At 66.2% G+C, this 15962-nt stretch carries 14 protein-coding genes; 6 read left to right on the forward strand and 8 right to left on the reverse strand.

Features of this window, described 5'->3' with window-relative positions; translation table 11 throughout:
• Nucleotides 1–26: 26 nt before the first annotated feature.
• Both folP and ATJ93_RS00165 read right to left on the reverse strand, forming a co-directional pair.
• Nucleotides 27–1217 carry a dihydropteroate synthase gene (gene folP / locus ATJ93_RS00160; protein ID WP_120242631.1) on the reverse strand — a complete coding sequence of 397 codons (1191 nt, stop codon included), beginning with the start codon at nucleotides 1215–1217 and terminating at the stop codon, nucleotides 27–29.
• Between the two features lie 131 nt (nucleotides 1218–1348).
• Nucleotides 1349–2629: a Cdc6/Cdc18 family protein gene (locus ATJ93_RS00165; protein WP_120242632.1), complete on the reverse strand. Its 1281-nt coding sequence runs from the start codon at nucleotides 2627–2629 to the stop codon at nucleotides 1349–1351.
• A gap of 964 nt (nucleotides 2630–3593) precedes the next feature.
• Between ATJ93_RS00165 and ATJ93_RS00170 the strand changes: the two genes are divergently transcribed.
• Together ATJ93_RS00170 and ATJ93_RS00175 are read left to right on the forward strand one after the other, a co-directional pair.
• On the forward strand, nucleotides 3594–4406 hold the full coding sequence (locus ATJ93_RS00170) for an RNA methyltransferase (protein WP_120242633.1): 813 nt from the start codon (nucleotides 3594–3596) through the stop codon (nucleotides 4404–4406).
• Nucleotides 4407–4512: 106 nt separating this feature from the next.
• Complete coding sequence (locus tag ATJ93_RS00175) at nucleotides 4513–5628, forward strand: hypothetical protein (protein WP_120242634.1); 1116 nt, start codon at nucleotides 4513–4515, stop codon at nucleotides 5626–5628.
• Nucleotides 5629–5657: 29 nt separating this feature from the next.
• On the opposite strand, the gene ATJ93_RS00180 is transcribed toward ATJ93_RS00175, so the two are convergent.
• Together ATJ93_RS00180 and ATJ93_RS00185 are read right to left on the reverse strand one after the other, a co-directional pair.
• Nucleotides 5658–6833: an MFS transporter gene (locus tag ATJ93_RS00180; RefSeq protein ID WP_120242635.1), complete on the reverse strand. Its 1176-nt coding sequence runs from the start codon at nucleotides 6831–6833 to the stop codon at nucleotides 5658–5660.
• A 78-nt stretch (nucleotides 6834–6911) separates the two neighbouring features.
• Nucleotides 6912–7943 (reverse strand): DMT family transporter, encoded by a 1032-nt coding sequence (locus ATJ93_RS00185; protein ID WP_120242636.1) that lies wholly within the window; start codon nucleotides 7941–7943, stop codon nucleotides 6912–6914.
• Nucleotides 7944–8122: 179 nt separating this feature from the next.
• On the opposite strand from ATJ93_RS00185, the gene ATJ93_RS00190 reads away from it, so the two are divergent.
• Both ATJ93_RS00190 and ATJ93_RS00195 read left to right on the forward strand, forming a co-directional pair.
• On the forward strand, nucleotides 8123–8605 hold the full coding sequence (locus ATJ93_RS00190) for an Lrp/AsnC family transcriptional regulator (RefSeq protein ID WP_120242637.1): 483 nt from the start codon (nucleotides 8123–8125) through the stop codon (nucleotides 8603–8605).
• A gap of 53 nt (nucleotides 8606–8658) precedes the next feature.
• Complete coding sequence (locus tag ATJ93_RS00195) at nucleotides 8659–9033, forward strand: hypothetical protein (protein ID WP_120242638.1); 375 nt, start codon at nucleotides 8659–8661, stop codon at nucleotides 9031–9033.
• Nucleotides 9034–9054: 21 nt separating this feature from the next.
• Here ATJ93_RS00195 and gatE read toward each other — a convergent pair whose 3' ends face one another.
• The 4 genes from gatE to btuC all read right to left on the reverse strand — a co-directional run bounded on the left by gatE (nucleotide 9055) and on the right by btuC (nucleotide 14294).
• Nucleotides 9055–10929: a Glu-tRNA(Gln) amidotransferase subunit GatE gene (gatE, locus tag ATJ93_RS00200; RefSeq protein WP_120242639.1), complete on the reverse strand. Its 1875-nt coding sequence runs from the start codon at nucleotides 10927–10929 to the stop codon at nucleotides 9055–9057.
• A 125-nt stretch (nucleotides 10930–11054) separates the two neighbouring features.
• The gene (locus ATJ93_RS00205) at nucleotides 11055–11672 is read right to left on the reverse strand and encodes a cupredoxin domain-containing protein (protein ID WP_120242640.1); all 618 of its coding nucleotides are present in this window, start codon (nucleotides 11670–11672) and stop codon (nucleotides 11055–11057) included.
• A 235-nt stretch (nucleotides 11673–11907) separates the two neighbouring features.
• Nucleotides 11908–13284 (reverse strand): heme ABC transporter ATP-binding protein, encoded by a 1377-nt coding sequence (locus ATJ93_RS00210; protein ID WP_120242641.1) that lies wholly within the window; start codon nucleotides 13282–13284, stop codon nucleotides 11908–11910.
• A complete protein-coding gene (gene btuC, locus ATJ93_RS00215) occupies nucleotides 13281–14294 on the reverse strand; it encodes a vitamin B12 ABC transporter permease BtuC (RefSeq protein WP_120242642.1) in 1014 nt (337 codons plus the stop codon). The genes ATJ93_RS00210 and btuC overlap by 4 nt, the downstream gene beginning before the upstream one ends.
• 59 nt (nucleotides 14295–14353) lie before the next feature.
• Here btuC and ATJ93_RS00220 point away from each other — a divergent pair, with 59 nt between their 5' ends.
• Nucleotides 14354–15589 (forward strand): PGF-CTERM-anchored ABC transporter substrate-binding protein, encoded by a 1236-nt coding sequence (locus ATJ93_RS00220; protein ID WP_120242643.1) that lies wholly within the window; start codon nucleotides 14354–14356, stop codon nucleotides 15587–15589.
• Between the two features lie 90 nt (nucleotides 15590–15679).
• Nucleotides 15680–15961, forward strand: coding sequence for a signal recognition particle subunit SRP19 (srp19, locus tag ATJ93_RS00225; RefSeq protein WP_013880847.1), 282 nt, complete (start codon nucleotides 15680–15682; stop codon nucleotides 15959–15961).
• The last annotated feature ends 1 nt before the right edge of the window (nucleotide 15962 follow it).

Consider the following 15962-nt stretch of genomic DNA (forward strand, 5'->3'; position numbering starts at 1 on the left):
AAGCCTCCGGCATAAGCTTTCTCTTACTATAGTACGTTGTCGATTTCCTCGCTTAGTTTCGTCATAACACCGTCTTCGCCTTGAAGACGCCGTGATACGCCGGAAATCGACGCCGAATTTCCTGCCAGTAATACGTGATTACCGTTACCACAGTACACGGACGCGTCCGAATCCGCCGCCGTTTCCGTCAGCCGGTCCCGCTGCGCTGCGGGTAATCCCTCAATATCGAGTAGATACGTCGGCCACTCGTCTGCAACACTGCGGTCGATCTCGTACTCTGCGAGGTACCTGCGAAACTGACGCTGTGAGTTGATATCGAGCCGGGTCAGCGAGAAGTCGTCCGTCCCGACGCTCGAGCGTTCGGTGAACGCGTCGCCGATCAGCGCGGCGTCGCGTGTCTCGGCGACGTCGTGGGTGCGGATCACGTGAGCGCCGCGCTCGACGGCCATCGACGTGGCCGCGAGGCTGACCGGCAGTCGCTCCTCGGTCTCGCGGTCCGCGATCGCCCCGAGGAAGTTCTTCCGGTTGATCGAGACCAACATCGGCCGGTCGAGCGCCCGGAACTCCCGCAGTCGGCGGAACGTCTCGCGGTCGTCCTCGAGCGTTTGCGCCTCGCTCCAGCCGCCGAACGCGGGGTCGACGATCGTCTTGTCCGTCAGCCCGTTCTGCTTGAGCGCCTCGTAGACCTGATCGACGTAGTCCGCCTCGGCGGCCCACTCGGCGGACTTGCGGGTCGCCCAATCGGTCTCCTCGACCGCGCCCGGCCGCTCGAGGTCCGGCGGACTCGCCATCTTCGCGACGGCGACGTCGTGGTCCTCGCAGACGGTCGGTATCTCCGGGTCCGCGAAGCCGCAGATGTCGTTGACCATGTCGAACCCCCGCGAGAGGGCCTCGTCGGCGACCTCCGCGTAGCGGGTTTCGATCGAAAAGACGGCGTCGCCGGAGACGCTCTCGATCGTCTCGAGCGCAATCGGAAGTCGGTCGAGTTCCTCCTCGGCCGAGAGCACCTCGAAGCGCTTGTTCGCCGACTCGAGGCCGATATCGACGATGTCGGCCCCTTCGCCGATCAGTTCCTCGTCGACGTACGCGGCGGCCTCGCCGGGATCGTCGTAGACGCTCGGATCGTAGGGTGATTCCTCGCTGACGTTCAACACGCCCATGATCCGGGGTGGATGGTCGTCGCCGATCTTTAGTCCCGCTGCGTCGACCGTGTTCATACCTCGACTGAGGAGTAGAGCCTCAAAGGCGACCCGGTTCCGGAGAACGCGACAGGAAAGGACGGCAGCGATTTCGTCGGGAGCGAGCGACGATCGACACTCGGTATTCGGTACTCAGTACTCGATACTCGTTACGGATGCGGCCCCGAACCGGCGCTTTCCTCGCGATCAGTGTCGTCCGAACCGTCCGTATCCTCGAGCGGCGCGAGTCGCGCGTCGCGCAACAGCACCTTCTTGACGATCGAGGGGTTCTCGAGCAGGCGGTGTTTGGCGTGGGCGCCGCGGCCGCGTCCTCGGCCCTCGCGCTCGGACTGGATCACGTTGAGGAAGTTCTGCTCTTGGAGGATCTCCTGGACGCGGCGCTCGGAGAGGACGTCGAAATCGAGCTGACGGGCGATCTCCTTGTACTGGTTGTAGATGATCTTCGTCGGGAACTCCTTCTCGGAGCTGTTCTCGGTCAGCAGCGTCAACGCGTAGAGGATGGCCTTGGCCTGCTGGGGCGAGCCCTCGATCAGTTCGTTGAAGCGGTCAGCCTCGGTCTTCTCCTTGGCGTCCCGGACGTGCTCGGCGGTGACGCGGGTGTCGTTTTGCTTCTTGGCGATCCGGCCCGCGTTTCGGAGGATGTCGATCGCCTTGCGCGCGTCCCCGTGTTCCTGCGCCGCGAGTGCCGCGGTCAGGGGGATCACGTCGTCCGAGAGCACTCCGTCGTGAAAGGCGTCGCGGCGCTTCTCGAGGATCTCGACGAGTTGATTGGCGTCGTACGGCGAGAAGACGAGTTCGTCCCGCGAGAGGCTGGACTTGACGCGCTCGGAGAGGTGATCGGGGAAGTCGATCTTGTTCGAGATGCCGATGATGCCGATGCTCGAGTCCGAGATGCGGCGGTTCTCGCCGGCGCGGGAGAGTTTGCGGAGGACCTCGTCGTCCTCGAGCATGTCGATCTCGTCCAAGATGACGATGGTCACGTCGGTGCAGTGGTCGACGGCCTGCCAGAGGCGCTTGTAGTAGTCGCCGGTGCCGAGACCGCGGTCGGGGACGGAGACGCCGCTCTCGTCGGGTTCGTTGACGATCTGGGCGATCGTCTTGATGACCGACGCCTCCGTGTTCTGTTCGCCGCAGTCGATGAAGGCGTACTTCACCGTGACGTCGTCGCGGCGGGCCTCCGAGATCACGCGCTTGGTGACCGACCGCGAGATGAGGGATTTGCCGGTTCCGGTCTTGCCGAAGATGAACAGGTGATTGGGTTCGCTCCCGAAGATAGCCGGGTTGAGAGCGTCCGCGACCCGTTGCATCTGCTCGTCACGCCCGACGATCCGGTCCGGCCCCGGAAGGTGCGTGATCTCGAGCAGCCGCTCGTCGGCGAAGACCGGATCGTCGTACCGAAAGAGTGGATCACGATCGTCGTTCGCGGACATTGCAGTGTCGGGCGACTACTGGCTGGATTGAAATAAAGCTATGGAGATCGATCGCGGATGTAAATCGCCTGTGTTAGCATCTAGATGGCGATAATACCCGACGAACGACGGCACCGATACGAATCGCCGCCATCGCGCGTCTAATCGGCAGTTGCCCTGCCGTTCGCGGACGGACACCCCCGTCGCGGATGTAACCGCCGAACGTCGCCGCCCTGCCGGATTACGGTCGAAATCCGAGTTCGAGGATCGGCGAGCTACTGAACTACGACGAAGAATCCGACTCGACTCGAGCCAAAAACTACGGAAACGCGATTTTCGGATCGGTGCCCGCATTCCGGGCTCGGCACACACACCACCGTCGCGTATGTAACGGGAAATAGGCGGGTGGGGTGTAGGTTGATCCTCGATTTTCTCGAGATTCGGTCCGTCTGTCGCGGTATTTTACAACCGCGACGGGGGTGTGTTCCCGTACAGAACCCTCACCCACCGACAAGGGGTTACAAACGCGAGGGGGGTGTGTCCCTCCCCACCCTGTCAGATTGCAATCTCTGGGATTATCGCTCGAGAATGAGGACGAACTAGATATTCCATGGACCTCTACTCTCGGTTTGTGCAACAGACTTCGGTACAGGTGAATATCTATACTAGAGAACTAGATACTAGACGATACTAGACTAGTCTAACGAGATAGAGGAGGAAAGAAGAAAGAGACGAGGAAAGAAAAAGGAGAGAAACTAGTTCTGATCTGCAAACTCCACCAATCACAACTGTTCGAGGAACCCACCAATCACGACCGCTCGAGGCACCAGTATCTGAGTCCCATCCGCCGTCACGAACGCATCACTTTTCCACACCCGCTCGATACCTCCCGTATGATCGGATCATCTACGTGGCTTTACGGTCCATCCTCTCGGGGACAGTTGCTCGAGCAATCGCCCACCAAATCGGACGACGATAGCTAACCATGCCGGACGACACTGATCGCAACCGGTCGGACGACTCCGACACGACGCTCCCTACCGATCGAACGACGCCCGCCGTCGCCGTCGTCGACGCCCAGTCCCCGGGCAACGTGGGAACGATCGCTCGAGCGATGAAGAACTTCGGGTTCGAGGATCTTCTACTGATCGACCCGCCCGAACTCGACCCCGACGGTGAGGCCTACGGCTTCGCGGGTCACGCTCGAGAGGACATCCTGCCGAACGCGACCGAAATCACGTTCGACGACCTCGTCGACAACTACCACACGATCGGCTGTACCGCGGTGACCAACGAGGACGACCGCAGCCACATCCGGTTCCCGTTCTCCACGCCGGCGGACCTCGCCGAGCGATTGCCGACCGTGGAGGCACCGACGGCGCTGGTGTTCGGCCGCGAGCGCGTCGGCCTGACCAACGAGGAACTCGAACGAATCGACGAAATCTGCTCGATCCCGGCCGCCGAGGAGTATCCGGTACTCAACCTCGGGCAGGCGGCGACGGTCACGCTCTACGAACTCCGGACGCTGACCCTGGACGAGGGGGACACCCAGCTTCCGGATCTCGAGCGCGTCCGCGCGCCCGAACCGATGTACGATCGGCTCTACGACCAGTGGGCGGACCTGCTCGAGGAGATCAATCACCCCGACGAGAAACGCGAGAAGACGATGCGGATGCTCCGTCGCGTGCACGGCCGCGCCGATCTCACCAAGCGCGAGGCCAACACGCTGCTCGGATTGCTCAGGCGCGCGACGGAACGGCCAGCAGAACGGTCGGAAACCGACCAGTCTAGCCGGTAGCGGTCGAGAGTGGCTCACACCAACCGTCGTCGCCTGTGACCGCGCTGACATATTTTCGGCAAAGAGGCCAGTACAATAATGTGGGTCTAGCGGCGACTCCTACGGCATGACTACGTTCGATCGACGAACCACGCTGTCGCTCGTCGGCTCCGGAATGCTCGCCCTCGCCGGCTGTTCGGAAACCGCTGACGACGCCGATGCCGGAACCGCCGACGGCACGGACGACGACGGCACTGAGGAGTCCGACGAAGGGGCTCGAGACGGGCAATCGACCGCCGACGCCGACGTCTCGCTCGGAACGGAGCTCCCGTCGTACGCCTCCGTCCTCCCCGAGACGAGCGGAACCGGCTACTTCTACGGGGCGATCGACGTCGAGACGATGGCGTCGCTGCTCGAGGGGTCCGACGCCGAGGGCGGCGACGAACCGAGCGACCCGCTGCTCGGCAATCCGATCCTCGTCGCGCTGTACTGCTCGCACGCCATCAGTCTGCTCGGGAGCTCGCCGAGCCTCGAGGCGTATCAGGCGAACAGCAAAACCAATCAATCCGATGACACGAAGGAGACGTTCGTCTTCGCCGACGGCGTCTACGCGTTCGTCGGCGCGTACGACTTCGACGGCCTCACGGCCGACCTCGAGAGTGCGGATGCCTACGACCCCGAAACCGTCTCCGGCGAGTACGCGACCTATACGGACCCCGAGACCGGCGAGGTCGTCGGGGTCACGGACGAGGTCTTCGCCTTCTCCGCTCCCAGCGGGAGCGACTCGGACTTCGATCCGGTCACTGCGGTCGAGCGAACCGTCGCGACGGCCGCCGGCGAGCGCGAGCCGAAACACGCGGTCGATGACGGGTTCGCTGCCCTTCTCCGCGCGGGCGCGAACGACGGAATCGCACTCGGCCTCTTCACCTCGAACGACGAGTTCGCAGCCGAAACGCTCGAGAGCGCGGCCGACGACGCCGACCAACTCACGTTCGCGTTCGACGCGTTCGAGGGAGCAAACGGCCTCCACCAGCACCTCTCGGTCGGGAACGGGGAGAGCAACGACGCCAGCGCACGCGCCATCGCGACCTACGCCGACGCCGAGCGACTCGACCGCGAGCGCCTCGAGTCGGAATCGTCGCTGGGAGCGGACGCCGATTCGGTCACCGTCGCGGCGGTGCAGGACGGGACGACTGCCGTGGTCGACGCCGAGTACGCGGGCGACCTGGTCGACGGCGAATAGCTGGACCGTTCCGTTCTCCTCGGCTTTGTTCAACTCGAGGCCGCGTCCGACGACGGCGCGCTCGGCGTGCCCGTCCAGAGCCACGTCCCCGCGACGGTCGCGAAGAGTGCGGCCGCCAGCGCGACGGTCAGCCAGAGTGCGCGCCCGATCCCCGCGAACTCGGCGAGCACGCCGACGATCGCCGGCGCGGTTGCGATCCCGGCGTACGTCGCGCCGGTCGTCAGTGCGGTCAGCGGCCCGCTGTACTCGGGCGCCGCCTCGACGGCGTAGGCCGACAGCGTCGGGAACACGCTCGAGAGTCCCGCGCCGGCGACGAAGACGGCCAGAAAGAGGACGGGGCCGGTCGCTCCCGAAAAGGCGACCGCCAACGCCGGAATCGTCGGCAGCGTCGCGACGAGCAACAGCACGAGCGCGGGGACGCGATCGATCACGAACGTGTAGCCCAGGCGTGCGGGCATGTACGCGAGCAGGTACACCGACAGCAGCAGGTTCGCCGTCGTCGTCGGGTAGAAGGTGCCGGCGTAGTAGGCGAGCCACGTGAAGAGGATTCCCTCGACGGCGCCGACCAGCGCCATGCCGACGCAGGCGGCGACGACCGATCGCCGCCGAAGCAGTTCGCCCAGCGCCGCTCGAGAGAGCGATCGTTCGGCGTCGACCGCCGGGAGTTCGGTTCGGCCCGCGACGAGGATAGTCGGCAGGAAGAAACAGGCGATGGCGACGAACACGGCCCGCCAGTCGGCGACGGTCAACACGGCGCTGACGAGTTGCGGGCCAAGCACTGCGCCGACGGCCCAGACGAACGCGTAGGCTGCGTACACGCGCCCGCGACGCGCTGCGTGGAGGTGGCTCAGCACCGCCCGATCGAGGCCACGGAAGGCCCCGGCGGCCCCGCCCTGGACGAGGAGGGCGCCGAGAAAGACGAGGTAGATCGGCGCCGCCGCCATCGCCGCGAGGGCACAGACGACGCTGATCGCACCGATTGCCAGCATCCGGCGGATCGGAAGCCGACCGGCGAGCAGCCCCGTCGCGACGACCGCGAGGACGAATCCCGCAGTCCCCGCCGGCGCGACCAACCCCAGCGCGGCCTCCGAGACGTCGAACGCATCGCTGAGTTCCGCGAGAATCGGCCCTCGTGCCTGCATGGCGACCGCGTCGCCGAAGACGAACAGAAAGATACCGAGCGTCCACATCCGAACGCGGTTCATACTCTCTCTGCTCGCGTGCAGGTGAAAAACGGTCCGGCTACGGGCCCCGTCCGTCGTCGGGCCCGTCGACAGTCGGACTCAGTCATCCCCCGATTCGAAGTCCACGCCGCCGTCAGTGCGCGTGTGCGCACTCGAGGCGCCGTCCGCGGCCCGCGAGTCGGTCGTGAACGACGTCGTCCGGCCGATCCCGCTCGAGCGCACGAGGTCGTACAGCGCCCGGCGCTTGATGATGACGAAGCCGGCGAGGATCGTCAGCAGGCCGACGATCGTCAGCGAGTCGACGACGTAGCCCACGACGACCCAGCTGACGCCCATCGCGACCACCGGTTCGGCGTAGCTGACGAGGATGACCTGCGTGGCGCCGCTGCGCTCGAGCAGTTCGAAGTAGAGGAAGAAGGCGAACACGCCGGAGACGAGCGTCAGGTAGCCAAAGGAGAGGACCGCCTCCGTCGTGTACGCGATCGACGCCATCGACTCGCCGCGGACGCCCGCCCACGCGAGCAGGACGCCGGCACCGATGAGCATGGCCCACGCCTGCAGCGTCTCGATCGGCAGGTCCGACTTGAACGGTCGAGTGAGTACGCTCCCGAGAGCGAAGGCGATCGCCGAGCCGAACACGAGCGCGACGCCGAGGGTCACCTCGCTGGTAAAGGCCGACGACGAGGGCTGGACGACGGCAATCACGCCGAGCAGGCCGAGCACGAAGCCGACGACGCCGGCGGGCGCGAGCCGCTCCTCCGGGAGGATGGCGCCGGCGAACGCCGCGGTGAGGATCGGCGCCGTGCTGACGACCGTCGCCGCGACTGCGCCGGGGACGTAGAGTTCGCCGAGATAGAGGAGTCCGTGGTAGAGCGCGATGACGAAGACGCCCGCGACGCCTGCTGCGAGCCACTCCGTGCGCGTCTCCGGCCGAACCTGATCGGTCGCGACCGCCGCGTAGCCGAGCACGATCGCGCCGGCGATCGCGTACCGAAAGCCGGCGAACAGCAGCGGCGGCACGTACTCGAGGCCGACTTCGATCGCGACGAACGAACTTCCCCAACAGAGCGCCAGTATCGAAAAGAGCACCGCTTCGCGGTACCCGTCTGGCACTGATCCGAGTAGAGTCATACTCGATCCGAAAAACCTTCGCCTACTTAGAAGCTTCTGCCAAACTCCGCGATTTCTCGAATTATGAACCACACATATGGATATAATCCGATTCGCTACCGGATCAAAACCACTATATTGTAGAATACTCCAATTGTATCGGGCGAAAGACACACCTTCGCGGGCACGAAACCACCGCTATGGACGAGCGCGACATCCGGCTGCTGAAGGCGATCTCCGAACTCGAGACGGGCAGCCCCGAACGGCTCCACGAGGAGACCGGCATTCCGGTCTCGACGATCCACTACCGGCTCAACAACCTCCGCGAGGAGGGTGTCATCGAGAACGACCGGTACGACATCGATCTCGAGGCGTTGGGCCTCGGCGTCACCGTCCTGGTTCAGGTCCACGCCGACTACCAGGGCTCCTACGAGGAGTTCGCGGACCGGCTGCTGACCGTCGAGGGGGTCACGAACGTCTACTTCACGATGGGCGAGACGGACTTCATCGTCGTCGCCCGGCTGAGCGGCAGCGAGATGGTCGAGCGACTGATCGCGGAGTTCGAGCAGATCGAGGGCGTCGAACGCACCGACTCGACGTTCGTCATCTCGGCGATCGAGGAACGGGACGCGCTCCAGAGCTACGAGTTGGAGACGCTGCTCGAGGAGCTGGTCGACGACTAACGGGTCTTGTTTATCCCGAACACACTTCACTACAGGAACAAATTGTGCCGACGGTGACACGTAACCGACGAACGTTCCTCGGTGGCCTTTCGATCGCGGCGGTCGGGACGGCCGGCTGTATGGGCGCGAACGCCGGCGGAACGACGGACATCACCGTTACGAACGAAACGTCGCAAATAGTATCGGCGAGCCTCCTCGTGACGCGACTGTCCGACGACGCGGAGTTGCTCGAGGACACGATTTCGCTCGACGAAGACGAATCCGAGGCGTACGAGGAGGTCGCGAGCGGTGCTCGAGTTAAGGTCCGCCTCGCCGTCGATAACGGACCGGAGAATACCTATGAATGGTCTGACGGAGAGACCGATGCGAGCGGACTGTACGTCGATATCGAAGCGGACTCGATTACGTTCTCACCGTTCGTTCAATAGCACGAAACGATCGATCCGAAATCAGGCTCGCTTCTGGATCTCCTCGCGCAGCAGTTGGCTCACGAGGTCGCCGTCGGCCTTCCCGCGGAGCGCGCCCATGCACTCGCCCATGAGCCCGGAGAAGGCCTGCATCCCTTCCTCTTCGACCTGCGCTTCGTTGCGCTCGACGACCTCGACGACGGCCTCGCGGACCTCTTCCTCCTCGGCGCCGCCGAGCCCTTCTTCCTCCGCCGCTTCCTCGGCAGTTCGGCCCGGCTCTTCGGCCAGCGCCGTCAGGAGGTCGCCCACGCCCTCGTTGGGCAGGTCGCCGTCCTCGACCATCGCGAGGACGCCTTTGAGGTGCTCGTCTGTCAGGTTCTCGACGGGGACGTCGTCGCGGCGCAGTTCGGTCAGCGTCGACTCGAGGGTGGTCGCGGCCAGCGTCGGATCGACGCCCTCGCCGACGACGTCCTCGAACAGCGGCATGTACTCGCCGTAGGCGACCTGCTCGGCCAGGCCGGCGTCCAGATCGTACTCTTCCTGATAGCGCTCGACCTTCTCGGTCAGCAGTTCGGGCTCGGGGACCTCGCTCGGGTCCGGTTCGACCGGCGGCACGTCCGTTTCGGGGTACATCCGCGCCGCACCCGGGAGGGGCCGCAGGTAGCGGGTCGTCCCGTCGTCGTTCGCGCCGCGGGTCTCCTCGGGGACGCCCTCGAGGGCGGTTTCGGCGCGCTCGACGACGGCCTCGATGGCGCTCTCGGCGACGTCGGTCTCGTCGGCGACGATGGCGACGGCGTCCTCGGGACCGGCACCGACCGCGTCCCGAAGTTCCTCGACTTCGTCTTCGGTAACGCCGTAGGCCGGCAGTTCGTCGGTGTGGAAGATGCCGCCCGCGCCGTGGCGCTTGGCGTGGTCGGAGAACTCGGTGCCCAGCCGGCGGTCGGGGGCGATCTCGCGGCCGACGAGGCCGTCGAAGCCGTACAGCGGGACGCCCATCACGGAGCCGCCGGAGTTCAGCGCGCCCTGGATGACGCCGCTGTCGGTGTCCTCAAAGACCGCAGTCACATCTTCGGGCTCGCCGACTTCCGCGTCGCGCTCGATCAGTTCGTCCGCGATTTCGACGAGTTCGACCTGTCGACCGACCTCGTTGCGGACGATGTCGTCGATGTCGTCCAGACTCTGGACGCCCTTGATCTCGACGCGGGCGCCCTCCTCGATGGAGACGTTGACGTCCTGGCGGATCGTCCCCAGGCCGCGCTTGACCTTGCCCGTCGAGCGCAGCAGCATGCCGATCCGCTCAGCCGCTTCGAGGGCCTGCTCGGGCGTCGAGATGTCCGGGCTGGTGCCGATCTCGACCAGCGGAATGCCGAGTCGATCGAGGCTGAAGCGCACGCCGTCGTCGGTTTCCTCGACGCGCTGGGCGCTCTCCTCTTCGAGCATGAGGTCCTCGATGCCGACCGCACCGTCGTCGGTCTCGATTTCCCCATCCGTGGCGATCAGCGTCGAGCGCTGGAACCCGGTCGTGTTCGAGCCGTCGACGACGATCTTGCGCATGACGTGGGCCTGATCGACCGGGCTCATGTCCATCAGCTGGGCGATCTCGAGGACGGTGTCGAGGGCCTCGTCGTCGAGTTCGTGGGGCGGTTCGTCGTCCTCCTCGACGAGACAGGTCGTATCGTACGCGAGGTACTCGAACTCGCGTTCGACCTTGCTCTCCTCTAAGGCGGCCTCGTCGATCTCGCCGAGTTCGCTGCGGGTGGGATGGAGGTAGCGCGTGAACGTGCGCTCGGCTTCCTCGGGCTCGCGAAGCTCGGTCGGACACTGGCAGAACAGCTTCGTCGCCGTATCGAGTTGCTGGTGGATTTCCAGCCCGGCGACGAGTCCGAGCTCGTCGTAGTCGTACTCGGTCTCAGTCATTGCCCGAGTCTGGGAGGCGGAGGGGTAAAAAACCGTCCAGTTGCGAGTTGCGTCCGTCCGTTCCGATCTGCGGGTGCGCTCGTCGCTCGAGTCGCCGCGATACCCGTCGGCGCAGCCGCGAATTCTTACCCGTGGGACTCGTTGCCGCCGCCCTCGCTCTCGGACTCGTTCATTCCGTCGTGTCCGTGCTCACCGTGTTCGTCGTGTTCGCCGTGCTCGTGGGGCTCGAGGTCGAACGCCTCGCCGAGTTCGACGTCCCCGCGCATGCTCTCCGGGTGGTACTCGCAGTAGTACTCGGCCGCGTCTTCACTCGGCTCGAACGTCATCGAGACGGCCTCGCCGGCGGTCTCCGAAGAGTCGGAGGCCTCGAGTTCTTCGCCGTCCTCGGTTTCGACGATCAGTTCGTGCTCGGCGCCGTCGACGTTGATCCAGACCAGTTCGTACTCCTGACCGGTCTCGAACTGTAGCGTCGGGTTCTCCTCGCCCTCGATCTCCTCGGGCGCGACGCCGTACCAGTACTCCGTGCGGCCGGCGAGGATGATCGGGAGCTGGTCCGATTCGCCGTCGTCCCCGTCGGCGGTCGCGTCGGTTTCGTTCCCGTCGCTCTCGGTTTCGTTCTCGGTCTCGTCGTCTTGGGCGGCCACGCTGGCCGTCAGCCCCGTCGTCGCCGCCGTCGCGCCGAGAATCTTGAGCGCCGTGCGTCGAGTTCGGTCGGGGTCTGCGTCGGTATCGGGGTCGGTCATCCACAGCGACCGACGCCGACGGCGGAGAAAAAGCCGCACTCACGTTTCCGCGTTCAGCAGCCGATTGCGCCCCGAAACGGCGACACATTCGCCCGTCGACCGGCGCGCCCGCTGTCCCGGACGGCGCTAACGCGTAGTTACGTCCGTTGCACCGACCCCGGCGTCGTCGGCGTCGGTCCGGCGACCGCGTCGCTTCTCCCGAGCTTCGACGCGCGTAAGTTCGGTTTGAACCGCATCAATCGTCGGTCGAGTCGATCGCCGACGTCGACTGCGGTGGCGACTGGCCGTCCGAGCGATCCGCGTTCGCCGTCCGAACCGCCTCGAGCACGTCCTCGACCGCTGCGTTCACCGCTCGCTCGCGACGCGTCGCATACTGCTCTCGAGCCGCCGCACCGGCGAAGTTGCGGTCGGCGAACGGTCGCGTTTCGACGACCACCGTCGGCGTCCCGTCGGGGAGTCGCTCGAGAAGTCCCGCAGTGCCGGTTCCGGCGACGAAATCTGCGAAGACAATGACGTCACCCTCACGAATCGCGTCGGTGGCCGCCGAGATGTCCGCGTCCGAACCCCCCGCGAACGGATCGACCTCGAGCACGTCCGCCGCGAGCGAGCGGGCGAGTTCCGCCGCGGCGTCGCCGGCCGGAACCGGGCCGATCGACGCGTCGACGCCGGCGGTCTCGAGGCGGGCGAGGACGCCGGCGGCGGCGCGGCCGCTCCCGAGGACGTGGACGCGGTCCGGAAGCGGTGGTTCGGTCGGCTCTCCGTCCGCCGTCGCGTTTCTGTCGCCGCCCGCAAGCGCCGTCACCGTCTCGCTCCCGGTCACCGGGTTCGGCGTCACGACCGTACGCGCGTCGAACGACTCCGCGAGCGCGTCGCCCGTGAGCACGTCCGACGGCGTCCCCTCTCGGTACACGTCGCCGTCGGCCAGCAGCACGAGCCGATCGCAGTACCGCGCGGCGAGATCCAGGTCGTGGATCGCCGCCACCGCCGTCCGGCCCTCCGACACCAGCTCGCGGACCAACTCGAGCGTCTCGACCTGATGGTTGATGTCGAGACTGGCCGTCGGTTCGTCGAGCACGAGCGCGGGCGTCGCCTGTGCGATCGCGCGAGCGAGGACGACCCGCTGGCGCTGGCCGCCGCTGATCTCGTCGATCGGTCGGTCCGCGAGATCGGCCGTTCGGGTGCGCTCGAGGGCTTGTTCGACAATCGCACGGTCCTCGGGCCGCGGCGGTGAGAATCGCGAGCGATGTGGATGACGGCCCATCTCGACGACGTCTCGTACGTCGAAGGAAAAGGAGAGCGTCGTGTCCTGCGGGACGACCGCGACGAGCCGGCTCGAGGCTCGCGAGGAAACGTCGTGGACGTCGGTCTCGTCGATTTCGACGGTTCCCGCATCGGGCTCGAGCGCGCCGCTGATCGTCCGCAGGAGGGTCGTCTTCCCGGCGCCGTTCGGGCCGACGAGGCCGACGAACTCGCCGGGCTCGACGGTCAGCGAGACGTCCTCGAGGACCGAGAGGTCGTCGAACGCGTGAGAGACGTTTTCGACAGTGATGGGTGCCGGTTCGGGGGTCGCGAGTTCCGCGTCCGCCTCGAGGGTGCGCCCGTCGTCGTTCACACCGAATGCACCTCCCGTCGCACGAGCAGGAACAGGAAGAAGGGCGCCCCGAGCGCAGCGGTCACGATCCCGACCGGGACCTCGGCCGGCCCCGCTCGAGCGAGCGTGTCCGTCGCGACGAGAAAGGAGGCGCCGGCGAGCGCGCTGGTCGGCAGCAGGATGCGGTGATCGGGGCCGACGATCAGCCGCATGATGTGGGGGACGACGAGGCCGACGAAGCCGATGACGCCCGCGACGGCGACGCCCGCGGCGGTGACGACGCTGGCCAGCGCGAGCAGAAGGAGCTTGGTCCGCTCGACGTCGACCCCGAGGTGGTGGGCGTCCTCCTCGCCGAGCAGGAGGACGTTCAGGTCGCGGGCGAACGCACAGAGCGCGAGAACGCCGACGAGGGCGAACGGGAGGGCGAAGCGCACGTCGCCCCAGGTGCTGTTGTGGAGGTGCCCCATCAGCCAGACGACGGCCTCGCGGAGGCTGTCGCCGCTGTGGACGAGCATGTACGAAATCGCCGCGCCCAGGAACGCCTGCACCGCGACGCCCGCGAGCAGCAACGTCGCGACCGGCGTCCGGCCCCCCTCGGTCGCGATCGCGTAGACGAGAAACGCCGTCGCCAGCGCGCCGACGAACGCCGCGAGGTGGAGGCTGCCGAACGGCACGAGCGCCGGGAACGCGATCGCGGCGACCGCGCCGGCCGCCGCGCCCGAGGAGACGCCGATGATCGACGGATCGGCCAGCGGATTCCGAAAGAAGCCCTGCATGACCGTCCCGGCGGCCGCGAGCGCGAAGCCGACGACCGCGGCCAGCGCGATCCGCGGCAGACGAACGTCTACGACGATCGCCTGGTGGGCTGAGGAGATATCGTACGGGCCGGCGCCGACTCGGTTGAGGATCGCCCGCACCACGGTGAGCGCGTCGATCCGGACGGGGCCGAACATCGCACTGGCGACGACGACGACGAGCAGCACCGCTGCGAGCGCGACCGTCCACGAGAGAATGCGGCCCGGCTGCGACACGATTGCAACCTCGCTTGCAGTAGTCAAGTATTTGTTGGGCTCGGGTGGAAGTACCGACGATGCGACGACTACTGATCCTGCTTCTCACCGCGACCGTGCTCCTCGCCGGTGCGGTTCCCGCCGGCGTCGTCGGGAGCCCGTCGGCGACTGCCGGGCAGTCGACGGCAGAGACGGCAGAGACGGCACAGACGGTACAGGCGGCACAGCTAGCACAGACACAGGAAGACCCGACCTGCGAGTACCCGCTCACGCTCGAGGACGCGACGGGTGAGGAGATCACGATCGAAGAGGAACCCGAGTCGGTCGTGGCGCTCCAGCCCAGCGACGCGCAGACGCTGTTCGAGATCGGCGCCGAGGAGAAGGTCGTCGGCATGCCGGTCGGCTCGTACACCGACTACCTCGACGCGAGCGCCGACCTCGACATCACCGAAGACGACGGCGTCACGCCCGTCGCCGAGGAGGTCATCGACCGCGAGCCCGACGTCGTTCTCGCGGCCAACGCCCTCGAGGGCGACGACGTGATCGACCAGCTCCGCGAGGCCGGGCTGACGGTCTACGTCTTCCCCACGAGTGAGTCGCTGGACGACGTCGCCGAGAACGTCCGACTCACCGGCGAACTCGTCGGCGAGTGTGAGGGTGCTCAAGAGACTCTCGAGTGGATGGACGAGCGGCTCTCGGTCGTCGACGAGGCGATCCCCGACGAGGACCGGCCGCTGGCCTACTACGCGATGGGCGGCGGCTACACCGCCGGTAACGGTACCTTCCAGCACGAGATCCTGACGACGGCCGGCGTCGACAACCTCGGCGCGGAAGCCGGCATCGAGGGGTGGGCGACCGTTAGCGACGAGGTCGTCCTCGAGCAGGATCCGGAGTGGATCGTCTACGGCGACTCGATGGACGAACCGCCGGTCAGCGAGGCCGCGGAGTCGACGACCGCCTACGAGAACGAACAGTTCGTCGTGGTCAACGATAACTACATGAGCCAGCCCGGTCCGCTCGTCGTCACCGCGATCGAGGAGATCGCCAGCGCGGTCCACCCCGACGCCTACGAGGAAGCCGAATCCGACCTCGAGATCGATACTGACGTCTCTACCGACGAAAACGAGACGGCGGACAACGGGTCGAACGACGGTTCCGCCGACGAATCGGACGACACGTCCGATGAGGGATCGGCCGATGGGACCACTGACGACGAAGACGAGGGCTCGAGCGGCGATTCGATCCCCGGCTTCGGCGCGCCCGTTGCGATCGTCGGCGTGCTCGCCGTTGGGGCACTGCTGACCCGCCGACAGTAACGCACCCCCGCTTCGAGTTTCGTTTCGCTCGAGTCGCTGCAGCCGAGTCTTTTGAAAAGGATTTACACCACGGCCTACGCAGACGAACGTATGGTCGAGAACGTCATCTGGCCCGCCTACCTCGATGCGACCCTGTCGCGATCCGAGGGACGGCGCGTCTCGCAGGACCTGGCAGTCGAGGAGCCGACGGTCGACGAGATCGCCAAAGCGGTCCAGCAGATCGGGTACGACGCGACGATCGAGCGGGACAAAGCCTACTCTCGAGAGCCGTGGGCCCAGCGCGGCCGGGTCGTCGTCCGCGGCGCCGACGACTCGACGAAGAACGATCTCATCCAGGCCGTCGCGGCGTACGTCGTCGCGATGCGGGAGTGAG

It is taken from the genome of Halopiger aswanensis, from assembly GCF_003610195.1.
In the GTDB taxonomy this organism is placed as follows: domain Archaea; phylum Halobacteriota; class Halobacteria; order Halobacteriales; family Natrialbaceae; genus Halopiger; species Halopiger aswanensis.